The organism is Micromonospora sp. BS32 (assembly GCF_059089345.1).
This window is the reverse complement of sequence record NZ_JBSSHR010000033.1, coordinates 13,401-37,038: the sequence shown is the minus strand read 5'-3', so window position 1 is coordinate 37,038 and position 23,638 is coordinate 13,401. Positions and strand designations below refer to the sequence as shown.

The following is a 23,638-nucleotide window of genomic DNA, read 5'->3' as shown; positions in this document are numbered from 1 at the left end:
ATCCCCCGACCCTACCCACCCCCGCCCCCGCCCGCGCCGCACCGCGCCCGACGCCTTGATCATGAGGTTGGCCGCACGGATTCCGGCATTCCGCCCCGGTAACCTCATGATCAACCAGGTTGGGTCGGGGCAGGGCGGGGGGCGGGGCGGGTCAGGGGGTGGGGCGTTCGGCGGTGCGGACGGCTTCGGCGTAGGCCAGGGCGGCGCGGCGCAGGGCGGCCTCGGGGTCGAGGCCGGCCTCCCGTGCGGCGGCGACGGTGGCGAGGAGACTCGCGCCGAGTCGGGCCTCCGGGTCGACCTGGGTGTCGGCCAGCGGAGGCGGGACGGCGAGGCCGGCCCGGCCGGCCCGATCCAGGACCTTCGCCGCCAGGGCGAGCGCGGGCTGGCTCAACGCGATGCCGTCGAGCACGGAGGCACGGGCCTTCTCCGCCCGCTTGATCCGCTCCCAGCTCGCCTCGATCTCCTCCAGCGTGCCCGCCTCGCCGCCGGCGAAGACGTGCGGGTTGCGGCGGACCATCTTGTCCACCAGCCCGCCGGCCACGTCGTCGACGCTCCACCGCTCACCCTCGGGCAGGTTCTCCGCCAGCCGGGCGTGCAGCAGCACCTGGAGCAGCACGTCACCCAGCTCCTCGCGGAGCGCGTCGGTGTCGTCGGCGCTGATCGCGTCGTACGCCTCGTAGCACTCCTCCAGCAGGAACCCGGCGAGGCTGCGGTGGGTCTGCGCCAGCTTCCACGGATCACCGCCCGGCGAGGCCAGCCGGTCCATCACCTCGACCGCGTCGAGCAGCCGGGCGCCCGGCGGGTCCCACGAGCCGTACATCAACTCCAGCTCGGCCAGCCCCGGCTCCCGCGCCAGCCGCAGCCCCAGCTCCCGGGCCAGCGCCTCGTCGCCGACCGGGCCAGCCAGCCAGACCACCGTGCCGTGCGCCGCGACCGCGTCGAGCAGCGCCTGCGTGGCGCCGCCCTCGAGCACCATGACCTCGACGCCCGCGGCGCGTACGGCCGTGGTCAGCGCGCTCTCCGCCCCGGCCAGCACCGGCGCGGCGCGTACGACGTCCCAGGCGGCGGCCGTCAGCAGACCGGCCGGCAACCGGGGCGAGGTGACCAGCAGGACGATCCGGGCGGGCGTGCTCAGGGCGCCACCGGCCCGGCGGACTGCTCGGCCGGGGAGTCCACCGGATCCGGGGTGGAGATGTCGGTGACCGGGCCGCTCGCGTCGATGTACGGCAGCGCGTAGAAGACCAGCTCCTGGCCCTTGTTCACCCAGGACGGGACGCCCAGCGGGCGGTACCGCGGGTTGATCGACACGTCGACCTTGTCGGCCTCCGACTCCAGCGCCGCGCTCAGCGCCGACGCGCTGCGCACGAAGCCGCCCTCACCGAAGAGCTGCCGCACCTCGGCGACCGACAGGCCCGACTGGATCCCGCCGGTCTTCTCGATCGCGTGGTAGACCGCCATCACCGCATCGTCGCTCAGGTCGGCGGGGGGCAGCTTCTGGCTGAGCACCAGGGAGATGTCGGCCCACTCGCCCCAGAGCTTCGCGTACTCGGCCTGCGGCGGCATCTGGAGCTGCTGGGCGAGCTGCTCCGGGGTCACCTGGTCGGCGACCTGGAGGCCCTGATCGGCCACCACCCGCTTACCCAGGTCGATGCTGACCAGCAGATTCACCACGTCCTGCCGGGTCACCGAGGAGCGCAGCTGATCCGGGGTGGGGGTGATGTTGGCCTGCTTGGCGCTCTGCTGCACCGCCTCGGCGTACTTCGCCTGCGCGTCGTCGTAGACCGCGTCCACCCGGTCGACCGAATAGCTCCGGTCACCGACGTACGCGGCCACGTCGGGCGAGGACTTGCCGCAGGCGGCGAGGGAGAGGACACCGAGAGCCGCGACGCTCGCGGCGGCGATGAGACGGCGTGCACGCATGCCGGTCACTCTCTCATGCCCGGTACGGCGGTGTGACGCCCCCCACCGCGAGCTGGCCGGCCTCACGCGCTCGCCCCCACCAGCGAGGCCGGCTCACCGAGGACGTCCTTGAGGAGCTGGGCACACCACTCCAGCAACGCCTGGTCGCGCAGCGGCTCGCCGCCGACCCGGCGGGTGCTCGGCCGGGGCACGCTGACCTGGTCGGTGGCCTGCTTGTAGACCGAGTCCGGGTGGTAGCGCTTGAGCCGCAGCTGCTTCGAGTCGGGCAGCGGCAGCGGGCCGAACCGCAGGTGCTTGCCCTGCATGGAGACGTCGGTGAGGCCGTACCGGCGGGCCAGCAGCCGGAACCTCGCCACCGCGACCAGGTTCTGCACCGGGGCGGGCGGCTCGCCGTAGCGGTCGGTCATCTCGGCCACCACCTCGCGCAGCCGCTCCTCGTCGCGGGCCTCCGCGAGCTTGCGGTACATCTCCAGGCGCAGGCGCTCCACGCCGACGTAGTCGTGCGGCAGGTGCGCGTCGATCGGGAGGTCGATCTTGACGTCGGCCTCCTCCTCGGGGCGCTCGCCCTTGAACGCCGACACCGCCTCGCCGACCATCCGGACGTAGAGGTCGAAACCGACGCCCTCGATGTGGCCCGACTGCTCGCCGCCGAGCAGGTTGCCGGCGCCCCGGATCTCCAGGTCCTTCATCGCCACGTACATGCCGGCGCCCAGCTCGGTGTGCTGGGCGATGGTGGCCAGCCGCTCGTGGGCGTGCTCGGTGAGCGGCTTCTCCGGCGGGTAGAGGAAGTACGCGTACGCCCGCTCCCGGCCCCGGCCGACCCGACCGCGGATCTGGTGCAGCTGGGCCAGGCCGAGCAGGTCGGCGCGCTCCACGATCAGGGTGTTCGCGTTCGGGATGTCGATGCCGGACTCCACGATGGTGGTGCAGACCAGGACGTCGAACTCCTTCTCCCAGAAGCCGACCATCACCTTCTCCAGCGCCTCCTCGCCCATCTGGCCGTGCGCCACCGCGACCCGGGCCTCGGGCACCAGCTCGCGGATCCGGCGGGCCGCCCGGTCGATCGACTCGACCCGGTTGTGCAGGTAGAAGACCTGCCCGTCGCGGAGCAGCTCACGGTGGATGGAGGCGGCCACCTGCCGGTCGTCGTACGCCCCGACGAAGGTGAGCACCGGGTGCCGTTCCTCCGGCGGGGTGGCGATGGTGGACATCTCCCGGATTCCGGTGATCGCCATCTCCAGCGTCCGCGGAATCGGGGTGGCCGACATGCTCAGCACGTCGACCGAGGCGCGCAGCGTCTTCAGGTGCTCCTTGTGCTCGACGCCGAACCGCTGCTCCTCGTCGATGACCACCATGCCGAGAGACTTGAACCGGGTCGCGGTCTGGAGCAGCCGGTGGGTGCCGATGACGATGTCGACGGTGCCGTCGGCGACCATCTCCAACGTCCGCTCGCTCTCCTTCGGCGTCTGAAACCGGGACAGCTGCCGGATGGTCACCGGGAACTGGCCCATCCGCTCGGCGAAGGTGTTGTAGTGCTGCTGCACCAGCAGCGTGGTGGGCACCAGCACCGCCACCTGCTTGCCGTCCTGCACCGCCTTGAACGCGGCCCGCACGGCGATCTCGGTCTTGCCGTACCCGACGTCGCCGCAGATCAGCCGGTCCATCGGGACGGTCTGCTCCATGTCCCGCTTGACCTCCTCGATGGCGGCGAGCTGGTCCGGCGTCTCCTGCCACGGGAAGGCGTCCTCCAGCTCCCGCTGCCACGGGGTGTCCGGGCCGAACGAGTGCCCCTTGGACGCCTTGCGGGCGGCGTAGAGCTGGATCAGCTGGGCGGCGATCTCGCGGACCGCCTTGCGGGCCCGGGCCTTGGACTTCTGCCAGTCCGAGCCGCCCATCTTGTGCAGGGTGGGCTGCTCGCCGCCGACGTACCTGGAGAGCTGGTCGAGCTGGTCGGTGGGGACGAAGAGCCGGTCGCCGGGCTGGCCGCGCTTGCTCGCCGCGTACTCGATGACCAGGTATTCCCGGCTGGCGCCGTTGACCGTGCGCTGGACCAGCTCGACGTACCGGCCGATGCCGTGCTGCTCGTGCACCACGTGGTCGCCGGCCTTCAGCTCCAGCGGGTCGATGGTGTTGCGCCGCCGGCTCGGCATCCGGCGCATGTCCCGGGTCGAGGTGCCTCGCCCGCCGGTGACGTCGTTGCCGGTGAGCAGCACGAACTTCGACGCCTCATCGACGAAGCCGGCGGTCAGGCAGCCGCAGGAGACCACCACCTCGCCGGGGGCCGGCGCGGCCGGCACCTCGTCGGTGAGCCGGGCGCCGAGACCGGCGTCGCGGAGCACCTCGACGGCCCGCTGGGCGGGGCCGTGCCCCTCGAAGACCAGCGCGATCGACCAGCCCTCACCGGCCCAGCGCTTCAGGTCGTCGACCACCCGCGAGGTCTCACCGTGGTAGAGCGGGGCCGGCTGGGCGGCCAGGCTCACCGCGATAGCGTCGTCGGGGGTGACGTCGACCTCGGTCGGCGCGTCCTCCCAGGGCTGCCGGGCCGGGGCGGTGGCGTCCGCCTCCACCAGGCCGAACGGGGCGAGGGTCCACCACGGCTGGCGCAGGGTGCGGGCGGTGGCGCGTACCTCGGCCAGGGTCTTGAAGGCGGCGGCGCCGAGGTCGACCGGGGCCTGGCCACCGACGGCGGCCGCGGCCCAGCTGGCCTGGAGGAACTCCTCAGAGGTACGGACCAGGTCGTGCGCCCGGGTGCGGATCCGCTCCGGGTCGCAGAGCAGCACGTGGGTGCCGGCCGGCATGCAGTTGATCAGCAGTTCCAGGCTCTCGTTGCCGAGCAACGCCGGGACCAGCGACTCCATCCCCTCGACCGGGATGCCCTCGGCCAGCTTGTCCAGGATCTCGGCAAGCTCGGGGTGCTCCTCGGCCAGCGCGGCGGCCCGCTTGCGGACCGACGGGGTGAGCAGCAGCTCCCGGCAGGGCGGCGCCCAGAGCTGCGGCACACCCTCGATGGTCCGCTGGTCGGCGACGGCGAAGGTGCGGATCTCCTCCACCTCGTCGCCCCAGAACTCGACCCGGGACGGGTGCTCGTCGGTGGGTGGGAAGACGTCCAGGATGCCGCCGCGGACGGCGAACTCGCCGCGCTTGGTGACCAGGTCGACCCGGGCGTACGCCATGTCGGTGAGCCGGCGGGCGACCTCTTCCAGATCCGCCTCGTCCCCGGCGGCGAGCCGCACCGGCTCCAGGTCGCCGAGCCCCTTGAGCTGGGGTTGCAGCAGCGACCGGACGGGTGCCACGACCACCCGCACCGGGCCGGTCCAGCCGTGCGCGTCGGCCGACTCCGGGTGGGCCAGCCGGCGCAGCACCGCCAGCCGTCGGCCGACGGTGTCGGAGCGGGGCGAGAGCCGCTCGTGCGGCAGCGTCTCCCAGGACGGGAAGACCGCGACCTGCTCGGGCGGGAGCAGGCTGCCCAGGGCGGAGGCGAGGTCGTCGGCCTCGCGGGAGGTGGCCGTGACGGCGAGCACCGGGCGGCCGGCGCCGCCGTCGGGCTCGTCGGCGGCGACCGCGGCGACGGCGAACGGGCGCAGCGCGGCGGGGGCGGTCAGGTCGAGGCCGTCGACCTGCGCGGCACCGGAGCGCGCCAGGTCACGCGCCCGGGCCAGCCCGGGATCGGCCAGGGCGGCGGAGAAGAGTCCGGTGAGCATCAGTGATCACTTCCAGGAGGTCGACGCACGGCGACGACCCCACGTCCAGCCGGACGGGGGGTGTACCCGTCGAGACTATCCCGCGCCACGGACAACCCGGGTGGTCCCGAGCGACGGATCTTGACCCTGGGAACGCGGACGTGGTGCGGTGAGGGGCATGGCAGGGGAGTATCGGGCACAGTTCGACGCGGACGTCCGCTTCGCCAACGGGGGCGGGTTGCGGACCGAGGGTTTCCGGCTGGACATCGCGGGCCGGGAGATCACCGACGAGGAGTTGGCCGCGCTCTTCGTCCGACACCTCGGGCTGCTGATGGTCGCCGAGGTGCGGATCGACAACAAGATGATCATCGAGGAACCGCACAAGGGCGGTCGCGGCGTCGCCGCCGGCCGCCGGGAGCGACGGCTGGTCGAGCTCAGTCACGTGATCACCGACGGGATGACCACCCTGCCCGGTTGGCCGGCACCGCGGATCACCGACTGGCTGACCCGGGAGGCGTCCAGGGCGAAGTACGCCCCGGGGACGGAGTTCCACGTGGCCGGGATCGACATGATCGCCAACACCGGCACCTACCTCGACGCCCCGTCCCACCGCTGGGCGGACGGGCCCGATCTGACCGGCGTGCCGCTGGACCGGCTCGCCGACCTGCCCGGGATCGTGGTCCGGGTACCGGCCGGCGCCCGGGCGGTGGACCGGCTGATGCTGGCCCTGTACGACGTGACCGGGCGGGCGGTGCTGCTGCACACCGGCTGGGACGCGCACTTCGGCACCGACCGGTACGGCGCACCCGAGGCGCCGTACCTGACCGGCGACGGGGCGCGGTGGCTGGTGGAGGCGGGGGCCGCCCTGGTCGGCATCGATTCGATCAACATCGACGACATGAGCCCGGCCGCTGCCGGCGAGCGCCCGGCGCACAGCGCGCTGCTCGCCGCCGGCGTCCCGATCGTGGAACACCTGACCGGCCTGGCGGCCCTGCCGCCGGAAGGGTTCCGCTTCACGGCGGCGCCCCCGCGCGTGGCGGGCATGCGCACCTTTCCGGTCCGCGCCTTCGCCGTGGTGGGCTGACCCTCCGCGGTCGCAGCCGCCGCGCGGCGGTCAGTAGCGTACGGAGATCCGACGCTCGAGCGCGTCGACCCGGATCTCGCCGCCGTACGGGACGATCAGCTGCGGGTCGGTGTGGCCCAGGTCGACGTCGAAGACCACCACCGGGTCGTCGGCATACGTCGCCAGCGCCTTCATGATCGATTCGCGTTGCGCCTCGCCCCAGGCCAGTCGCTCCGGCACCGAGTGCGGCTTGTCGAAGTCCCACGCCTTCGGCCGGCCCACCACGATCGCCGGGAAGGCCGACAGCAAGCCCCGCTCGCCCATGTTGCGCACGATCCGGAACACCTCCTGCGCGCTCGGCACCTCGTTGGAGGTCTCGAAGACCAGCACCGACCCGGCCAGTTCCTCGGCCGTGGGGACCCGGTCGGTGGCCATCAGCCAGTGCAGGATCTCCAGGCAGCCACCCCAGGTGCGGCCCCGCACCATCCACGCCGGCCCCTGCCAGCGCCAGCCCTCGCCGGGCAGCATCTCCGGCTCGTCCGCCAGCGTCTCCGGCTCGTCCCAGGGGTTCGGCCGGTCGCCCCACTCCGGCGCGGGAGTCAGGTCGTACCAGCCGGAGGTGAAGAGGGCGGCGCGCAGCGAGTCGAAGGTCAGCGGGTGCGGCTTCCCGGGCCGGCCGAGGTGCACCAGCACCGACCCGCCGTGGTACGCCACGATGCCCAGCCGGTACAGGTGGTTGAGGATGTTGGTGTTGTCCGAGTAGCCGAAGTACGGCTTCGGGTTGGCCCGCAGCACGTCGTCGTCGAGGTACGGGGTGACCGTGATCAGGTCGTCCCCGCCGACGGTGGCGAGCACGGCGGTGATCGTCGGGTCGGCGAAGGCGGCGGTGACGTCCCGGGCCCGGTCCCGCGGGTGGGCGCCCATCGCCCGGGTGGTGGGGTACTCCACCGGCTCCAGCCCGAACTCCTCGCGGAGCCGGCGCAGGCCCAGTTCGTACACGTGGGGGAAGACAGCCGGCAGGCCGGCGGAGGGTGAGACCACCGCGACCCGGTCGCCGGGTCGCGGCTTGGGCGGATAGCTCGGCGACGTCATGCCTGGACGCTACCGGCCGCCCCCAACGGGTTTTCAGGTCGTCTGGCCGACCTCGATCAGGTGGCCGTCGGGGTCGCGCAGGTAGCAGCGGATCTCCGCGCCCCGGTCCTGTGGCGGGGTGAGGAACACCGCGCCCCGGGCGCTCCACTCGGCGTGCACCGCGCGGACGTCGGCCACCCGGATGTTGAGGAACGCGCTGGTCCGGTGCGGGTCGGACGGGGTTTCCAGGATCACGTCCGGCTTGTCCTCGGTGGGGCCACCCCCGACGTTGATGATGATCCAGCTGTTGGCCAGCCGGACCATCGACGGCTCGCCCTCGCGGACCACCGTGCCGCCGAGGACGTCGGAGTAGAAGGCGGCCGACCGGGCCACGTCGGCCGCCACCACGAAGTGGGTGAGCAGGATGCCCTCGGCGGGGATCGGCAGGTCGTCGCGCGCCATGCTGCCAGCCTGGCATCGACCGGGGCACCAGGCGGCGAAACCCCATAATAAGGGCGAACCATCGGCCTAGGCTGACCTGCGTGGACGAGGAGCCGGAGCCGCCGACCCGTGACTGGCTGCCCCGTACCGCGGCGCTGCTGGTCGGCACCCTGGCGCTGGCCACCGCGTTCATCGCGGCCTACGTGGGCGCCCTGCACCAGCCCACCCCGCGCGACGTCCCGGTCGGGGTGGTCCTCGGCGACCAGCGGGCCCAGGCGGTGATGGCCGCCGTGCGCGGGCAGACCAAGAAGATCAAACCGATCGAGTACGACAGCCCGGGCGAGGCCGAGGACGGCCTGACCGCCCGCGAGGTGTACGCCGTGCTCACCTCCACCCCCGACGGCAAGCTCGTCCTCGCCACCGCCAGCGCGTCCGCGCCCGCCGCCAGCGAACTGGCCACCCAGGTGTTCAGCACCGCGGCCCAGCGGGCGCAGACCCCGATCGAGGTCACCGACCGGGTGCCGGTCTCCGCCGACGACCCGCGCGGGCTGGTGCCGTTCTACCTGGCCGTGGGCCTGGTGCTCGGCGGCTACCTGGCGTCCACCGCGCTCGGGATCTCGCTCGGCACCGCCCCGCGCGACCTGCGCCGGGCCGGCCTGCGGATCGCCTCGCTGGCCGTGCACGCCGTGCTGCTCGGCATCATCGGCACGGTCCTGGTCGGCCCGGTGCTCGGCGTCTGGGACCACGACCTGTTGGCGGTCGCCCTGGTGGGCATGCTGACCGTCTTCACCGCCGGGATGGTCGCCGCGGCGGTGCAGGGCTGGCTGGGGCTGCTCGGCACCGGCCTGGTGATCCTGCTGCTGGTGGTGCTCGGCAACCCCGGCTCCGGCGGCATCTACGCCCCGGAGTTCCTCCCCGCCGTCCTGCGCGGGATGCACCGGTGGAATGTCCCCGGCCTCGCCACCGATCTGCTCAAGTCGGCGGTCTACTTCGACTGGCGCGCCGGCCGCTGGCCGCTGGCCGGGCTGGTGGTCTGGTCCGCGCTCGGGGTGATCGGCCTGCTCACCGCCACCCTGGTGCGCGGCCGCCGGGCCGCCGCCAGGCCGGCCCCCCGGATGACCGGGTGATAATGGTGGGGAAGGTGACATCCAGGGCCCCCTCCTTACCGCCGGCCCCGCGCGGATACGATCCAGGAAGTCGGACAGCGCTGTCCTCCGTACCCACGTAAGGAGCGCACCGTGACCGACCAGTACGACCACGACGGCCCCGACGCCGCGCTGCGGGCCGACATCCGCCGCCTCGGCACCCTGCTCGGGCAGACCCTCGCCCGCCAGGAGGGTCGGCCGCTGCTCGACCTGGTCGAGGAGATCCGCGCCCAGGTCCGCTCCGACGCCCCGGCCGCCGCCCAGCGGCTCGGCGGGCTGGACGTGACCACCGGCACCAAGCTGGCCCGCGCCTTCTCCACCTACTTCCACCTGGCCAACATCACCGAGCAGGTGCACCGGGCCCGGGACCTGCGCCGCCGCCGGGCCACCCACGGCGGCTGGCTGGACCAGGCCGCCAAGATGATCGCCGAGCGCGGGGTGCCGGCCGAGGAGATCGCCGCCGCCGCCCGCCGGCTCGCGGTGCGCCCGGTCTTCACCGCCCACCCCACCGAGGCGGCCCGCCGGTCGATCCTGTCCAAGCTCCGCGCCATCGCCGACCAGCTGGACGCCGAGACCGCCAACGCCATCCTCTACGGCGCCAGTGACGAGGGCCCGGCCAACCGCCGGCTGGCCGAGCTGCTGGACCTGATGTGGCAGACCGACGAGCTGCGGCTCGACCGGCCGGACCCGACCGACGAGGCCCGCAACGCCATCTACTACCTGCGCGACCTGTACGCCGAGGCCGCCCCGCAGGTGCTCGACGACCTCGCCGACACGCTGCGCACCCTCGGCGTGGAGACCTCGCCGACGTCCCGCCCGCTGACCTTCGGCACCTGGATCGGCGGCGACCGGGACGGCAACCCGTTCGTCACCCCGACGGTCACCCGCGACGTCCTCCAGATCCAGCACGAGCACGGCATCGCGGCCACCGAGGCGGCGATGGAACACCTGATCAACGAGGTGTCCGTCTCCCGCCGGCTGCGCGCGGTGTCGCTGGACCTCTCCGCCAGCCTCGCCGCCGACCTCGACGCGCTGCCCGAGGTGGCGCCCCGGTTCCGCCGGGTCAACGCCGAGGAGCCGTACCGGCTCAAGGCGCGCTGCGTGCGGGCGAAGCTGGCCAACACCCGGGAGCGGCTGCGCAACGGCACCGCCCACGTCCCGGGCCGCGACTACCGTGGCTCCGCCGAGCTGATCGCCGACCTGGAGCTGCTGCGCGCCTCGCTGGCCCGCAACTCCGGGCAGCTCACCGCCGTCGGCCGGCTCGCCTCCACCATCCGTACCGTCTCCGCGTTCGGGCTTCACCTGGCGACCATGGACGTCCGGGAGCACGCCGAGAAGCACCACGAGGTGCTGGGCCAGCTCTACGCGGCCGTGGGCGAGGTGCCGGACTATCCGGCGCTGAGCCGGCTGGAGCGGACCAAGCTCCTCGCCGACGAGCTGACCGGCCGTCGACCGCTCTCCGCCCTGGACACCCCGCTCACCGAGGCGGCGCAGAAGACGTTCGACGTGTTCGCCACGATCCGCGAGGCGCAGGACCGGTTCGGCACCGAGGTGATCGAGTCCTACATCATCTCGATGACCCTCGGCGTGGACGACGTGCTCGCTGCGGTGGTACTGGCCCGCGAGGCCGGCCTGGTCGACGTGCACTCCGGCCGGGCCCGGATCGGGATCGTGCCGCTGCTGGAGACCCCGGCCGAGCTGAACGCCGGCGGCGACCTGCTGGACGAGCTGTTGTCGCTGCCCGCGTACCGGGCGCTGGTGGCGGCCCGGGGCGACGTGCAGGAGGTGATGCTCGGCTACTCCGACTCCAACAAGGAGGCGGGCATCACCACCAGCCAGTGGTCGATCCACCGGGCGCAGCGCGCGCTGCGGGACGTGGCCGCCCGGCACGGCGTGCACCTGCGGCTCTTCCACGGCCGGGGCGGCACGGTGGGCCGGGGCGGCGGCCCCACCCACGACGCGATCCTGGCCCAGCCGTACGGCACCCTGGACGGCGCGATCAAGGTGACCGAGCAGGGTGAGGTCATCTCCGACAAGTACACCCTGCCGGCGCTGGCCCGGGAGAACCTGGAGCTGACCGTTGCCGCGGTGCTCCAGGCGACGCTGCTGCACACCGCGCCCCGGCAGCCGGCCGAGCAGCTGGAGCGCTGGGACGCGACCATGGACGTGGTCTCCGAGTCGGCGTTCCGGTCGTACCGGTCGCTGGTCGAGGACCCGGACCTGCCGGCGTACTTCTGGGCGTCCACCCCGACCGAGCTGCTCGGCGCGCTGAACATCGGCTCCCGGCCGGCGAAGCGGCCGAACACCGGCGCCGGGCTGGCCGGCCTGCGGGCCATCCCGTGGGTGTTCGGCTGGACGCAGACCCGGCAGATCGTGCCGGGTTGGTTCGGGGTCGGCTCCGGGCTGGCCGCGGCGCGGGCGGCCGGGCTGGAGGACGTGCTGGCCGAGATGAACCGCAACTGGCACTTCTTCCGCACGTTCCTGTCGAACGTCGAGATGATGCTGACCAAGACCGACCTCAGCATCGCCCGCCGCTACGTGGAGACCCTGGTCCCGAAGAAGCTGCACCCGATCTTCGACAAGATCGAGCAGGAGTACGAGCTGACCAAGCAGGAGGTGCTGGCGGTCACCTCGTCGCCGGCCCTGCTGGAGAACTCACCGGTGCTCCAGCGCACCCTGGCGGTGCGCGACACCTACCTGGAGCCGCTGCACCACCTCCAGGTGGCGCTGCTGCGGCAGTACCGGGACTCCGGCGCCGCGGGCCGTGCGGTGGCGACCGCGCCGGGCGGCCGCCGCGCCCCGAGCGACGGTACGGCCCTGGAGCGCGCCCTGCTCACCACGGTCAACGGCATCGCCGCCGGTATGCGCAACACCGGCTGACCCCCGGGTACGACGAAGGCCCCGGTCGGGTCGCCCGGGGCCTTCTCCGTGCCGCTCAGCGGGCGGTCACCAGTCCCCGCCGCCGAAATCGCCGCCGCCGAAATCGCCGCCGCCGAAGTCCCCACCGCCGAAGTCGCCGCCGCCGAAGTCTCCGGCGTAGTCGCCGCCACCCTGGTCGCCGAAGTCGCCACCCTGGTCGGCGTAGTCGCCACCCTGGTCGCCGCCTTGGTCGCCACCCTGGCCGTCGCCCTGGTCGACGCCGTCGTTGAAGCCCTCCTGGTAGCCCTCGTCGTAGCCGTAGCCCGGGTCGGCGAAGGCCGGGGAGAAGAGCGCGTCGGCGATCAGCATCCCGCCGAGCACCCCGGCGCCGGCGCCCAGCGCGGTCTTCCACCAGGGGGTGGAGTACCAGCCGGCCGGCACGGACCGGCCCTGGTAGCGCCCACCCGGGTAGTAGTAGGGCGTGGCCTGGCCCGGCTGCGGGCCGGCCCGGAACGTCTGCCCCTGCACGTTGACCTCGCGCTCCCGGGTCAGCATCCCGGCACCCCGGGCGGCCGCCAGCGGGGGCAGCTCGGGGCCGGGGTCGATGCCCATCGCCGTACGGGCCGCCCGGATGTAGGCCAGCCCCTCCAGCGCGGTCTCCCGGGCCAGCGCGAACTGCTGCGGGCTGCGCGCCTGTTCCAGCTGGGAACCCGCCGCGTTGTAGCGCTCACCGGCGTCGGCCAGCGCCTGACGGACCGCCGGCTGGTCGCCGTGCAGGTTCATCAACTGGCCACCGAGCCGCTCGTACCAGCGCTGGGCCTCGGCCCGCGCGTCGGCCAACTCGGTGGCCTTCCGGGACCTGCTCCCCCACCGCCAGAACACGAACGCACCTCCGAGCATCAGCACGAGGATCACCCACAGGGCAACTTCCATGCTCCGAACGTACCCAGCGGGCGCCCGTCGTACCCGTTTGGCAAGCTCTCGGGCATGGAGTTCACGACGCTGGCCGTGGTGGTGCTCTGCCTCGCCGCGGGCGGCGCCCTCGGCTGGTACGCCGCCCGGGCCCGGTCGGCGGCGGAGATCGCCCGGTTGGAGGCCACCCTGGCCGCCACCCGGGAGGGCGAGGGTCGGCTGGAGCAGTCGATGCGGGCGCTGAGCTATGAGGCGACCGCGCAGTCCCAGGAGGCGGTGGCCCGCGCGGTGGCGCCGCTGCACGACACCCTGCGCCGCTACGAGTCCCGGGTGGCCGAGCTGGAGCACGCCCGGGTGGACGCCTACGCCGAGCTGCGCGAGCAGGTCCGGGCGATGAGCACCGTCTCCGGTGAGCTGCGCACCGAGACCAAGCAGCTGGTGGCGGCGCTGCGCGCCCCGCAGGTGCGCGGTCGCTGGGGCGAGCACCAGCTCCGCCGGATCGTCGAGGCGGCCGGCATGCTGGAGCACTGCGACTTCAACGAGCAGGTCACCGCGGCCACCGACCACCAGGGGGTCCGCCCCGATCTGGTGGTCCGGCTGCACGGCGGGCGGACGGTGGTGGTGGACGCCAAGGCACCCTTCGACGCCTACCTCACCGCCATGGAGGCGCGCGACGAGCGGGGGCGGGACACCCACCTCGACGCGCACGCCCGGCACCTGCGGGCGCACGTCGACGGGCTGGCCGCCAAGACGTACTGGGCGGCGTTCGACTCCACCCCGGAGTTCGTGGTGCTCTTCGTGCCCGCCGACCCGTTCCTCGACGTGGCGTTGCAGCGGGATCCGACGCTGCTGGAGCACGCCTTCAGCCGCAACATCGTGCTGGCGACCCCGGCCACCCTGGTGGCCCTGCTGCGCACGGTGGCCTACGCCTGGCGGCAGGAGGCGCTGGCCCGCAACGCGGTCGCGGTGCACACACTGGCCCGCGAGCTGTACGGGCGACTGTCCACCCTGGGCGACCACGTCGGCAAGCTCGGCGCCTCGCTCGGCGGGGCGGTGACGGCCTACAACCGGGCGGTCGGCTCGCTGGAGGCGCGGGTGCTGGTGAGCGCGCGCAAGCTCGCCGAGCTGGGCGTCTCCGACCAGGAGCTGGCCACGCCGGCGCAGGTGGAGGTGGCCCCGCGGCAGCCGCAGGCGCCGGAACTGCTCGACGAGCCGTCCACCGTGGATCGCTCGATCTAGCAGCTTCCCTGTGACCGTGGGGTGTAACACGGCCGTGCACGGGCCGCATCCCGAGCCCGGGCAGCCGGTCGGGACGGCGTGGTTCTGTGTCCCTTCGGCGGAACGGCAGGGGTCGTCCAGCCCGGTGCGCCCGGCCGTCCCGTCGCCCGGGCGGTGGTTCCGGATTGGACGTTCGGGGCCATGACCTGCCCGTTTTTCGTTGTCATCGGGCAACTACCCGCGTCACCGTTACCACGACGGTCGTCCGAGTAACACGTGTGTCACATCTGTCGCTGAAGGAGGTGACGGCGGCACCCGCGTCAGCAGACCCGTCGGTCGATCCCCCGCCCTGCACCCCCCAGGGCCCTCGCTCTCCCCTCGGAGGAAGAGACGTGAGTAAATCCCGCTTCCCGCGTGGCCGTGCCTCGGCCGCGCTCCTGACGTCGGTGGTGACCGCCGGGGCGCTGACCCTGGCGTTCGCCGGCGCGCCCGCCAACGCGGAGCAGACCACGGACGTGCTCAAGAGCAGCACCACCGGCTGGACCCCGACCGACCAGGAGCGACTGGCCGAGGCCCGGGCGAACGGCGACCAGAGCCTCACCCTGCTGGTGGGCGCCGTCTCCGGCCAGGCCACCACGGCGGCCGACGGTCTCACCGCGCTGGGCGCCACCGTCCTGTACCGGGACAACGACCTCGGCTACCTGCGCGCGGAGGTCCCCATCGACAAGGCGGACCGGGTCACCGGCCTCAGCGGTGTGCAGACCGTCGAGATCGACGCGTCGGTGCCGCTGCCGGATCCGGAGCCGGAGGGCGCCCAGGCGGTCACCCCGCAGCCCGCCCCGGGCGCCGGGACGCCGAAGGCCAACCCGTACATGCCGATCGAGGACATGGGCGCGGCGACCTTCACGGCCGACCACCCCACGCTCGACGGCCGCGGAGTCACCGTCGGCATCCTGGACACCGGCGTCGACCTGTCGCACCCGGCGCTGCAGAAGACCACCACCGGCGAGCGCAAGATCACCGACTGGGTGACCTACACGAACCCCACCACCGACGGCGACCCGACCTGGGTCAGCATGACCACCTCCGTCGCGGGACCGACGTTCAGCCAGGGCGGCCGGAGCTGGACCGCCCCCGGCACCTCGTCCTACCGCTTCGGCCTGTTCAACGAGCGGGCCGCCGGGCTGGGTGGCGAGGTCGGCAACGACGTCAACCGAGACGGCAACCCGGCCGGCAGCAGCGGTCTGTTCGGCGTGCTGTGGGACGGCGGCAGCAACGTCTGGGTCGACGCCGACCAGGACGGCTCCTTCGCCGACGAGAAGTCGATGACCGACTACAAGGTCCGCAACGACGTCGGCACCTTCGGCACCGACAACCCGGCAACCGCGATCAACGAGTCGATGCCCTTCGTGGTTCAGGTGGACGGCAAGGGCAGGTTCGTCAACATCGGCATCGTCTCCGGCGCCCACGGCTCGCACGTCGCCGGCATCACCGCCGCCAACGGGCTCTTCGGTGGCGCGATGACCGGTGTCGCCCCCGGCGCCAAGATCGTGTCGGTCCGGGTCTGCCTCTTCGTCGGCGGCTGCACCTCCAGCGCCCTGATCGAGGGCATGATCTACGCCGCCAAGCAGGCGAACGTCGACGTCATCAACATGTCGATCGGTGGCCTGCCGTCGCTCAACGACGGCAACAACACCCGCGCGCTGCTCTACAACCGGCTGATCGACCAGTACGACGTGCAGATGTTCATCTCGGCCGGCAACAGCGGCCCGGGCCTGAACACCGTCGGCGACCCGGCCGTCGCCGAGCGGGTGCTGGCCGTCGGCTCGTACGTCACCGACGCCACCCTGCGCTCGAACTACGGCACCACCTCGCCGTACGCCGAGAGCCTGCACTACTACAGCTCCCGTGGCCCGCGTGAGGACGGCGGCTTCAAGCCGAGCGTCGTCGCCCCGGGTTCGGCGATCTCCTCGGTGCCCACCTGGCAGCCGGGCGGTCCGCTCGCCGGTACGTACCCGCTGCCGCCGGGCTACGCGATGTTCAACGGCACCTCGATGGCCTCCCCGCAGGCCGCGGGCGCCGGTGCGCTGCTGGTCGGGGCGGCCAAGGCGCAGGGTTTCCAGGACAAGCCGGCCCAGCTCCGGCAGGCCATCATGTCCTCGGCCCGGTTCATCGACAACACCGGCGCATTCGAGCAGGGCGCCGGCCTGATCAACGTCCCGGCCGCGTACGAGCTGCTGCGCAAGAACATCAAGACCGTGGACATCACCTCCTCGGTGCCGGTCAACACGGTGCTCGGCGGTTACCTGGCCAAGCCGGGCGTGGGCGTCGGCATCTACGACCGGGAGGGCGTGACCGTCGGCCGCGCGTACACCCGGACGTACACCTTCACCCGCACCACCGGCGGCTCGAACGCCGTCAGCTACAAGCTGTCCTGGGTGGGCAACGACGGCACCTTCGCGACCGACCCGTCGGTGGCGCTGCCGCTGAACAAGCCGGTCACGGTGACCGTGCGGATCAACCCGGCCACCCCGGGGGCGCACTCGGCGGTGCTGCGGCTGGACGACCCGGCCACCACCGGCGTCGACTACCAGACGCTGAACACGGTGATCGCGCCGTACACCTTCGCGCCGGGGGCCAACTACCAGGTCCAGATCAGCGACAAGGTCGGGCGGAACCAGGCCCTGCACTACTTCTTCGCGGTGCCGGCGAACACCCCGGCGCTGAAGGTCGACTTCACCGGCCCGGACGGCACCCCCGGCACGGGCCAGGCGCGCTTCCTGCGCTTCCACCCGTACGGCGTGGCGATCGACGACAACGCGTCGACCTCCTGCTTCTCGCCGGCCGCCGGCGCCTGTGCCACCGGTTCGCCGAACAGCCGCACCACCTCCAACCCGCTTCGGGGCGTGTGGGAGGTCACCGTGGACGGTCGGCGTACCTCCGACGCGCTGTGGACGCCGTTCACCCTCACCGCCTCGGTGCTCGGTGCGACGGTCACCCCGAACCCGGACGTGGTCGACTCGGCCACCGTCGGCGATGTCGTCAACCGGTCGTACTCGCTGACCAGCACCCTCGGCGCGTTCACCGGCCGGGCGGTCGGCGGCGGCTCGCTGGGCAGCGCCCGGCGGGACGTCCCCTCCATCGCCACGCACGACGTGCAGGAGTACGACCTGACCGTCACGCCGGGCTCGACCTCGCTGCGGGCCACCATCGGCGGCACCTCCGACCCGGCCGCCGACCTCGACCTGTACGTGCTGGACTGCACGTCCGGGACCTGCGTCGCGGCCGGCCAGAGCGCCGACGGTGACTCGGAGGAGTCGGTGACCGTGGCGAACCCGAAGCCGGGCGCCTGGAAGGTCCGGGTCGACGGGTACGCGGTGCCCGCCGGCACGACCACCTACAACTACATCGACGTCTTCACCAACGCGGCCTTCGGGTCCGTCGCGGTGACCGACGCCAACGCGCCGCGCCCGACGGGTACGACGTGGACCGTGCCCGGCACGGTGACCGTGAAGGCGGCGCCGGGCAGCGGCCGGTCGCTCTACGGCACCGTCCAGGTGCGGACCGACAGCAACATCCTCATCGGCAGCGGCGACGTGATCGTCAACAACGTCGGCTGAGCCGTACGGCGATGAGCCGGGAGGCCCGTTCCCCGTCGGGGGCGGGCCTCCCGCGCGTCCGGGCCCGGGCGGCTCCGGCCGGGTGCCCGCTCAGGCCGGGCGGGCGGCCTCGACCGGGTGCCCGCTCAGGCCGGGCGGGCGGCCTCGACCGGGTGCCCGCTCAGGCCGGCCGGGCGGCCTCGACCACGAACGGGGTGCCCTGCTGGCAGGTGGTCAGCATGTCGGGCTGCACCTGACCGGTCACCGTCACCTTCGCGCCCGCCTTCAGCACGTCGCGCGGGCCGCCGACCAGCAGGTACCCGTCGAGCAGCAGGCAGTGGGGCTCCACCCCGGGCTGCACCGTGCCGGTCAGCGTGGTGGCGCCGGGCCCCGGCGGGCGACTCGGCCCGAGCGGGGGCCGCTTGGTCGGGGGCACCACGGTCGAGGGCTGGGCCGTCGCGGGCAGGGTCGGCGCCGGCCTGACCGGATCCACCGGCTCCGCCGGGTCGTTGCTGGGCGAGGTGCTCACCGGCACTCCTTCCGAGGGGCTGACGGTGCCCGTCCGGTCGTCGCCGCAGGCGGTCAGCGCCGCGCAGACGACCAGAGCGGCGAGGGCCATCCGAGGAGTCTTCATGCCTCCTTGGACGGCCCCCGCCGGCGATCCGTTCCGCGGTCAGCCCCGGGCGGCCGCGGCCTTCATGTCGCGCTTCAGCTCCTGCGGCAGCGAGAAGGTCAGCCGCTCGTTGGCCGTGGTGATCTCGTCGACGTCGGTGAAGCCCCGCTCGGCGAGGTGGGTCAGCACGTCCTGCACCAGCTCGTCGGGGACGCTGGCGCCGGAGGTGACGCCGACCGTGCCGGCGCCGGCCAGCCAGGCGTCGTCGATCTCGTCGGCGAAGTCGACCAGGTGGCCGGCGCGGGCGCCGGCGTCCAGGGCCACCTCGACCAGCCGCACCGAGTTGGAGGAGTTCCGCGAGCCCACGACGATCACCACGTCGCACTCGGGCGCGATCTCCTTGACCACGTGCTGCCGGTTGGAGGTGGCGTAGCAGATGTCGTCGCTGGGCGGCGACTGGAGCAGCGGCAGGCGCTGCTTGAGCCGGGCCACCGTCTCCAGCGTCTCGTCGACCGACAGGGTGGTCTGGGAGAGCCAGACGACCTTGTTCGGGTCGCGGACGGTGATCTTGTCGGCGCCGTCGGGGCCGTCGACGAGCTGGATGTGCGCGGGGGCCTCACCGGCGGTGCCGACGACCTCCTCGTGCCCCTCGTGGCCGATCAGCAGGATGTCGTAGTCCTCGGCGGCGAACCGCTTCGCCTCCTGGTGCACCTTGGTCACCAGCGGGCAGGTCGCGTCGATCGCCTTCAGCGAGCGCGCCTTCGCCTGCTCGTAGACCTCGGGGGCGACGCCGTGCGCGGAGAAGATGACGGTGGCGCCCTCCGGCACCTCCTCGTTCTCCTCCACGAAGATCGCGCCCTTGGCCTCCAGGGTCCGCACCACGTGCTTGTTGTGCACGATCTGCTTGCGGACGTAGATCGGGGCGCCGTAGAGCTTCAACGCCTCCTCGACGGTCTGCACCGCCCGGTCCACGCCCGCGCAGTAGCCGCGGGGCTTGGCCAGGAGCACGCGCTTGCCGGTCCGGGGGGTCGTCTCAGCCTGGGTCACCCGACCATCGTACGTGCCGGGTTTCCCGGTGGCAGCGGCTGCGACCCGTACCACACCGGGGGCACGGAGCCTGGCGGAATGAGCGGGACCGGCAGCGCGCGGGGCCACCGGGAGAAGCTTTCCGGTACGGGAGGACGCGCCTCATGGTGATCCGGAAGACCCCCGACGAAATCGAGCTGATGGGCATGCGGCTGCGGCCCGGCCTGGTCTTCGCCAGGCTCCTGCGGGCCGTCGGCGGTTGCCGCGGTCAGCCGCCCTCGGGGCGTCGCTCGCCGGAGACGATGCGCCCGATCAGCTCCACCGCCTCGTTGAGCACCGCCCGGCCGGCCCGGGTGTCCACGCCGAGGCTCTCGGAGTTCTGGAGGTGCGCGAGCATGTAGTAGGGCATCAGGAACAGCGGGCCGACGATCCGCCGGTCGAACGTGGCCGGGTCGGCGGGGTCGATCTCCCTCAGCAGCGACAGGAAGCGCTCCGCCCGGGCCGGGTCGCACTGCCCCCACCGCAGCGGGACCAGGAAACCCTCCTCCGGGTCCCACTCGTGGCGCAACCGGCGGTTGATCTCGTCCACGTCCATCCCCGACCCCCTGTCCCCGCGTTCGACCTCACCACAATCGCGCCCGGCCCGCCGCCCTGGGCGGTGGCGCGGCGGTGCGTAGGGTGGGCGGGTGACCGACGCCCCGCGCAGCACCCCGGAGGAGCCCTGGCCGGTCCGGGTGGTCAGCCAGAAGGTCGGCGCCTGGATCGCCAAGCTCGGCTGGGTCTGGGTGGACGGGCAGGTGGCCCAGATCAGCCGCCGCCCCGGCGCCAGCACCGTCTTCCTCACCCTGCGTGACCCATCGGCCGACCTCAGCCTCACCGTCACCACCAACCGGGACGTCCTCGACACCGGCGCGCCGGAGCTGCGCGAGGGCGCCCGGGTGGTGCTGCACGCCAAGCCCGAGTTCTACGCCGCGCGGGGCACGCTGAGCCTGCGCGCCGACGAGATCCGCCAGGTGGGGCTCGGCGAGCTGCTGGCCCGCCTGGAGAAGCTCAAGAAGCTGCTCGCCGCCGAGGGGCTCTTCGACCGGGCCCGCAAGCGCCGGCTGCCGTTCCTGCCCCAGCGGGTCGGCCTGATCACCGGTCGCGCCTCGGCCGCCGAGCGGGACGTGCTCACCAATGCCCGGCGGCGCTGGCCGGCGGTGGAGTTCCGCACGGTCAACGTGGCGGTGCAGGGGCCGGGCGCGGTCCCGCAGATCGTCGACGCGCTGAAGGTGCTCGACGCCGACCCGACCATCGACGTGATCGTCATCGCCCGGGGCGGCGGCGGCATCGAGGATCTGCTCCCCTTCTCCGACGAGGCGCTCTGCCGGGCGGTCTTCGCCTGCCGTACGCCGGTGGTCAGCGCGATCGGCCACGAGACGGACGCGCCGCTGGTCGACTACGTCGCCGACGTCCGGGCGTCCACCCCGACCGACGCGGCCAAGCGGGTGGTCCCGGACCTCGCCGAGGAGGTGCGCCTGATCGGCCAGGCCCGCTCCCGGCTGGAACGCGCGGTGCGCCAGCTGGTCGACCGGGAGTCGCACCGGCTCGACCTGCTCCGCTCCCGCCCGGTGCTGGCCCGCCCGCAGGTGATGGTCGACCAGCGGGCCGCCGAGGTGACCGCGCTGCGCGACCGGACGGGCCGCTGCCTGGACCACCGGCTCGGCGCCGCCGCCGACGACCTGCGGCACAACCTGGCCCGGCTGCGCGCCCTCTCCCCCGCGGCCACCCTCGACCGCGGCTACGCGATCGTGCAGCGCGCCGACGGCCACGTCGTGCGTGCCGCGACCGAGGTGGCCAAGGGCGACCCGCTGCGGGTACGCCTCGCCGAGGGCGAGCTGGCCGCGACGGTCGACGGCTGACGGGCGCGATCATGACGGGCCGGCCGGCCGAGGCCGCACCGACGATGTGGTGGGATGGACGCGATGACTGACGCGAAGAAGGACGAGCGGCTCAGCTACGAGCAGGCCCGCGCCGAGCTGGCCCAGGTGGTCGAGCGGCTGGAGGCCGGCGGCACGTCGCTGGAGGAGTCGCTGGCCCTCTGGGAGCGGGGCGAGAAGCTCGCCGAGATCTGCCAGGGCTGGCTGGAAGGCGCCCGGGCCCGGATCGACGCCGCCCGGCAGAACGCCGACTCCTGACGACCCGACCTGCACTCCAGACGCCGGTGGCGGGGCGGACGACGCCGTCCCCGCCACCGGTGCCGACTCAGTTGAACAGGTTGTAGAACTCCTGCGGCGCCTCGACGACCTGGTCGGCCGGCGGCTTCTGCGCCGCGGACGCGCTGCCGTAGTCGGAGTAGGTGACCTTGATCTCCTGCGCCGCGGTCTGGCCGGCGGCCGGGATCTGGAGCACCATCTCGCTGAGCCGGCCCTGCGGGTCCAGCTTCGCGGTGAACGGCACCGACTTGGCCTGCGGGCCGAGGGCGGTGATCACCGTCGGGTCGAGAGAGCCGGCCTCGGCCGCCTTCGACACGTCCAGGGTGCCGGCGTAGCTGCCCTCGCCGGTCTGTCGTACCTCGGTGATGCCCTGGGTGAGCACCTCGCTGCCGGCCGGGTCGACCTTGTCGAAGTCGAAGCCCAGCGCCTTGTTGCCCTTGATCCGGGCCTGGTCGAGGTGCTGGTACTTGCCGAGGTTGAGCCGCTGCGCGCCCGGGACGCTGCTGGCGGCCTTGCCACCGAGGTCAAGCTTCACCCAGCTGTCCGGCTTGGCGTGGATCAGGTCGAGGTTCATCATCAGGTCCGAGCCCGGGTTGCCGATGGTCAGCTTCATCTCGGCGCTCTGGCTCGGCTCGTGCACCTGCCCCTCGGCGGTGGAACCCGCCCCGGACATGGTGAACCGGAAGTTGCCGTTACGGATCTCGTTGGTCGAGTTGAGCAGGGCCTGCTTGGCGTCCGCGTTGCCGCTGGGCGCGATCGCCGAGCCGGACACGGTCGGGGTCGCGGAGCCGGAGGCCGCCGGGTCGGTCGTCCCGTTGGCGTTGCAGGCGACAAGGCCGGGAGTGAGAAGAGTCGCGGCGAACACCGCCGCGCTCCAGCGTCGAACAGTCACGGGAACTCTCCAAGTGGGTCGTCCGGCCCACAGCGCGCCGGAAGCTGGACGCTCCCCGCTCGGCCGGCGAACCAGCCGATCAGGTCACCTGGTGTCTGTTCCCGCTAGCGGTCCTCCACAATCGCCCCGTTGTCCGCTTTCGCCGATCGGTGTCAGCGCAGCGCGCCGGCGAGCTGCCGCAGCTCGTTCTCCCGCGCGTCGCCGACCACGATCACGGTGCGGTTCGGTTCGAGCAGCACCAGGGCCTGCTCGTTGCCCCGGCCGGTGTAGCGCTGCCAGTTGCCCCCGGGCAGTTCGGCCGGTCCCTGCGGCTGCCCCTGGGCGGTCAGCTCGGCGGGGATGAGCTTCTCCGGCGGCACGTTGCTCTGCACGAGCTGGGCGGCGCGTCCCTCGGGCGTGAGGTAGCCGATCCGCAGGTTGGCCCCGCCCTCGACGGTGCGGTAGCTGGCGCTGACCGTACGCCAGCCGGAGCCCAGCCCGGTCGGCTCGCTGACCGGGAAGGCGTTGGCCGAGCGGGCCTGCTCGTAGGCGGGAGTGGCGTCGACCGTGGTCGGCTCCTCGCCGCCCAGGAAGCCCCGGTAGAAGGCGACCAGCAGGGCGATCGGGACGAGCAGCACCAGCAGCGACAGCGCCATGTCCCGAGGGGACCGCTCGGAGCGGGCCTTCTCCCGCGCGGCGGGGGCCGGACGGGCGGTCGGCGGCGGCACGTCCGTCCGCTCGTCGGCGATTGGCTCGACCAGCGCCCGTTCGCCGTCGGCCGGGCCGGCCGGCGACTCGACCAGCGCCGTCTCCGGCTCGTCGGCGGAGGTCGGGCCGGCCGCGGGCGTCGCCGCCGCGGCTGGGGACCCGGCGCCCGCGCCGGTCGGGGTCACCGGCGGCTGGCCGTCGGGCGGGGTCTGGTCGGCGGGTACGCGGTCGGCAGGCTGGGCGGCTTCCACCGCCCCATTCTCGCAGCCGCGTCAGTGACCGATCCCGCCCACCACCGCCCCGAGCCCACGGCGGAC

General features: G+C 73.2%; 18 protein-coding genes. 7 read left to right on the top strand and 11 right to left on the bottom strand.

The annotated features are described in order from the left end of the window. Positions 1 to 151: 151 nt before the first annotated feature. The 3 genes from AC5RWQ_RS29330 to mfd all read right to left on the bottom strand — a co-directional run bounded on the left by AC5RWQ_RS29330 (position 152) and on the right by mfd (position 5,621). Positions 152 to 1,135: a nucleoside triphosphate pyrophosphohydrolase gene (locus AC5RWQ_RS29330; RefSeq protein WP_494285844.1), complete on the bottom strand. Its 984-nt coding sequence runs from the start codon at positions 1,133 to 1,135 to the stop codon at positions 152 to 154. Further along, complete coding sequence (locus AC5RWQ_RS29325) at positions 1,132 to 1,920, bottom strand: hypothetical protein (RefSeq protein WP_494285842.1); 789 nt, start codon at positions 1,918 to 1,920, stop codon at positions 1,132 to 1,134. Before AC5RWQ_RS29325 ends, AC5RWQ_RS29330 begins: the two co-directional genes overlap by 4 nt. 62 nt (positions 1,921 to 1,982) lie before the next feature. Further along, the gene (mfd, locus tag AC5RWQ_RS29320) at positions 1,983 to 5,621 is read right to left on the bottom strand and encodes a transcription-repair coupling factor (RefSeq protein WP_494285841.1); all 3,639 of its coding nucleotides are present in this window, start codon (positions 5,619 to 5,621) and stop codon (positions 1,983 to 1,985) included. A gap of 157 nt (positions 5,622 to 5,778) precedes the next feature. On the opposite strand from mfd, the gene AC5RWQ_RS29315 reads away from it, so the two are divergent. Then, entirely contained in the window at positions 5,779 to 6,684 is a 906-nt protein-coding gene (locus AC5RWQ_RS29315) for a cyclase family protein (RefSeq protein ID WP_494285840.1), read from the top strand. Positions 6,685 to 6,714: 30 nt separating this feature from the next. On the opposite strand, the gene AC5RWQ_RS29310 is transcribed toward AC5RWQ_RS29315, so the two are convergent. Together AC5RWQ_RS29310 and AC5RWQ_RS29305 are read right to left on the bottom strand one after the other, a co-directional pair. Then, a complete protein-coding gene (locus AC5RWQ_RS29310; protein ID WP_494285839.1) occupies positions 6,715 to 7,755 on the bottom strand; it encodes a S66 family peptidase in 1,041 nt (346 codons plus the stop codon). A 33-nt stretch (positions 7,756 to 7,788) separates the two neighbouring features. Next, the gene (locus AC5RWQ_RS29305; protein WP_494285838.1) at positions 7,789 to 8,196 is read right to left on the bottom strand and encodes a VOC family protein; all 408 of its coding nucleotides are present in this window, start codon (positions 8,194 to 8,196) and stop codon (positions 7,789 to 7,791) included. Positions 8,197 to 8,276: 80 nt separating this feature from the next. On the opposite strand from AC5RWQ_RS29305, the gene AC5RWQ_RS29300 reads away from it, so the two are divergent. Both AC5RWQ_RS29300 and ppc read left to right on the top strand, forming a co-directional pair. Continuing rightward, on the top strand, positions 8,277 to 9,302 hold the full coding sequence (locus tag AC5RWQ_RS29300) for a hypothetical protein (RefSeq protein ID WP_494285837.1): 1,026 nt from the start codon (positions 8,277 to 8,279) through the stop codon (positions 9,300 to 9,302). Positions 9,303 to 9,413: 111 nt separating this feature from the next. Beyond that, complete coding sequence (ppc, locus tag AC5RWQ_RS29295) at positions 9,414 to 12,200, top strand: phosphoenolpyruvate carboxylase (RefSeq protein ID WP_494285836.1); 2,787 nt, start codon at positions 9,414 to 9,416, stop codon at positions 12,198 to 12,200. 66 nt (positions 12,201 to 12,266) lie between these two features. Here ppc and AC5RWQ_RS29290 read toward each other — a convergent pair whose 3' ends face one another. Then, positions 12,267 to 13,112: a hypothetical protein gene (locus tag AC5RWQ_RS29290; protein ID WP_494285835.1), complete on the bottom strand. Its 846-nt coding sequence runs from the start codon at positions 13,110 to 13,112 to the stop codon at positions 12,267 to 12,269. Between the two features lie 54 nt (positions 13,113 to 13,166). On the opposite strand from AC5RWQ_RS29290, the gene AC5RWQ_RS29285 reads away from it, so the two are divergent. Next, complete coding sequence (locus tag AC5RWQ_RS29285) at positions 13,167 to 14,330, top strand: DNA recombination protein RmuC (protein WP_494285834.1); 1,164 nt, start codon at positions 13,167 to 13,169, stop codon at positions 14,328 to 14,330. Positions 14,331 to 14,701: 371 nt separating this feature from the next. Beyond that, complete coding sequence (locus AC5RWQ_RS29280; protein WP_494285833.1) at positions 14,702 to 17,929, top strand: S8 family serine peptidase; 3,228 nt, start codon at positions 14,702 to 14,704, stop codon at positions 17,927 to 17,929. A gap of 160 nt (positions 17,930 to 18,089) precedes the next feature. On the opposite strand, the gene AC5RWQ_RS29275 is transcribed toward AC5RWQ_RS29280, so the two are convergent. The 3 genes from AC5RWQ_RS29275 to AC5RWQ_RS29265 form a co-directional block, all read right to left on the bottom strand. After that, entirely contained in the window at positions 18,090 to 18,542 is a 453-nt protein-coding gene (locus AC5RWQ_RS29275) for a hypothetical protein (RefSeq protein ID WP_494285832.1), read from the bottom strand. Between the two features lie 39 nt (positions 18,543 to 18,581). After that, positions 18,582 to 19,568: a 4-hydroxy-3-methylbut-2-enyl diphosphate reductase gene (locus AC5RWQ_RS29270; protein WP_494285831.1), complete on the bottom strand. Its 987-nt coding sequence runs from the start codon at positions 19,566 to 19,568 to the stop codon at positions 18,582 to 18,584. 247 nt (positions 19,569 to 19,815) lie between these two features. Further along, on the bottom strand, positions 19,816 to 20,142 hold the full coding sequence (locus tag AC5RWQ_RS29265; RefSeq protein WP_494285830.1) for a hypothetical protein: 327 nt from the start codon (positions 20,140 to 20,142) through the stop codon (positions 19,816 to 19,818). A 91-nt stretch (positions 20,143 to 20,233) separates the two neighbouring features. Here AC5RWQ_RS29265 and xseA point away from each other — a divergent pair, with 91 nt between their 5' ends. After that, positions 20,234 to 21,448 (top strand): exodeoxyribonuclease VII large subunit, encoded by a 1,215-nt coding sequence (gene xseA / locus AC5RWQ_RS29260; RefSeq protein WP_494285829.1) that lies wholly within the window; start codon positions 20,234 to 20,236, stop codon positions 21,446 to 21,448. Positions 21,449 to 21,511: 63 nt separating this feature from the next. Continuing rightward, positions 21,512 to 21,724 carry an exodeoxyribonuclease VII small subunit gene (locus AC5RWQ_RS29255; protein ID WP_334485203.1) on the top strand — a complete coding sequence of 71 codons (213 nt, stop codon included), beginning with the start codon at positions 21,512 to 21,514 and terminating at the stop codon, positions 21,722 to 21,724. A 67-nt stretch (positions 21,725 to 21,791) separates the two neighbouring features. Here AC5RWQ_RS29255 and AC5RWQ_RS29250 read toward each other — a convergent pair whose 3' ends face one another. Together AC5RWQ_RS29250 and AC5RWQ_RS29245 are read right to left on the bottom strand one after the other, a co-directional pair. Continuing rightward, entirely contained in the window at positions 21,792 to 22,634 is an 843-nt protein-coding gene (locus AC5RWQ_RS29250) for a hypothetical protein (RefSeq protein ID WP_494285828.1), read from the bottom strand. Between the two features lie 152 nt (positions 22,635 to 22,786). Further along, positions 22,787 to 23,572 carry a DUF4245 domain-containing protein gene (locus tag AC5RWQ_RS29245; RefSeq protein ID WP_494285827.1) on the bottom strand — a complete coding sequence of 262 codons (786 nt, stop codon included), beginning with the start codon at positions 23,570 to 23,572 and terminating at the stop codon, positions 22,787 to 22,789. Positions 23,573 to 23,638 lie beyond the last annotated feature (66 nt).